The sequence below is a fragment of the Mesotoga sp. HF07.pep.5.2.highcov genome (assembly GCF_003666285.1).
In the GTDB taxonomy this organism is placed as follows: Bacteria; Thermotogota; Thermotogae; order Petrotogales; family Kosmotogaceae; genus Mesotoga; species Mesotoga prima.
In genome coordinates, this window is sequence record NZ_JFHJ01000459.1 from 1 (window position 1) to 1169 (window position 1169).

Consider the following 1169-nt stretch of genomic DNA (forward strand, 5'->3'; position numbering starts at 1 on the left):
CCTTGAAACCGACAATCCAACGTTTATTGCGGGCCTGTTACCGGCATAGAAGAGGTTGGGATCCAGGTAGATCTGCCCATCCGTAATTGATATGACGTTTGTCGGTATGTATGCGGAAACGTCATTTGCCTGTGTCTCAATTATCGGCAGGGCAGTCAAAGAGCCACCGCCGAAATTCTCGTTGAGTCTGGCGGCTCTCTCAAGCAATCTTGAATGCAGGTAAAAGACATCTCCGGGATAGGCTTCTCTTCCAGGCGGCCTTCTGAGAAGTAGAGATAGTTCTCTGTAAGCAGATGCGTGTTTTGAAAGATCGTCATAGATCACGAGCGAATCCTGTCCTTCGAACATGAAGTGTTCGCCCATCGCAGCTCCTGCATAGGGTGCCAGATAAGAAAGCGCGGCAGTGTCTGAAGCTGAAGCGAAGACTATCGTTGTATATTCCATTGCCCCAAACTGATTAAGCTTGTCGATAATCCTTGCAAGGGCTGCCGTTTTCTGGCCGATAGCAACATATATGCACTTAACGTTCTGACCTTTCTGATTGATAATCGTATCGATAGCTATTGCTGTCTTACCTGTCTGTCTGTCTCCAATAATTAGCTCTCTCTGGCCACGGCCAATTGGGATCGTAGCATCTATCGCCTTTATTCCCGTCTGAAGAGGGGTGTCTACTGGCTTTCTCATGACGACACCTGTTGCCTTTACGTCGACAGGCCTGAAGCTCTTCGTATCGATCTGTCCCTTTCCATCCAGTGGAATTCCCAGGGGATTAACCACTCTACCGAGAAGCTCGGGTCCCGTAGGGACTTCCATAATTCTGGCCGTTCTTCGAACCAGGTCTCCTTCTTTTATCTCTTTGTATCCCCCAAGAATAACGATACCAACGTTATCCTCTTCAAGGTTCAGTGCAAGACCGTAGACACCGTTATCGAACTTGACAAGTTCGTTTGCCATAACCCCTTTCAGACCATAGGCTCTCGCTATGCCATCGCCGATCTGAATTACCTTTCCGGCTTCAAAATAATCAAACTCTATGTCAGTCTTCTCTAGCTGATTCTGTATTACTTTCGTGATCTCAGATGGACTGATCTTCACTCAATCACCTCCCGAGGGCCCGAGCGCAGCTCCTGGCTCACTCTTTTTAAACGACCACTGAGACTAGTGTCGAT

1 protein-coding gene is annotated in these 1169 nt (G+C 48.1%); it reads right to left on the reverse strand.

Going from position 1 to position 1169, the window contains the following annotated elements; genetic code table 11:
* On the reverse strand, positions 1 to 1095 hold a 1095-nt coding region (gene atpA / locus BG32_RS09675; protein ID WP_121526749.1), incomplete at its 3' end, for a F0F1 ATP synthase subunit alpha.
* Positions 1096 to 1169: the final 74 nt, after the last annotated feature.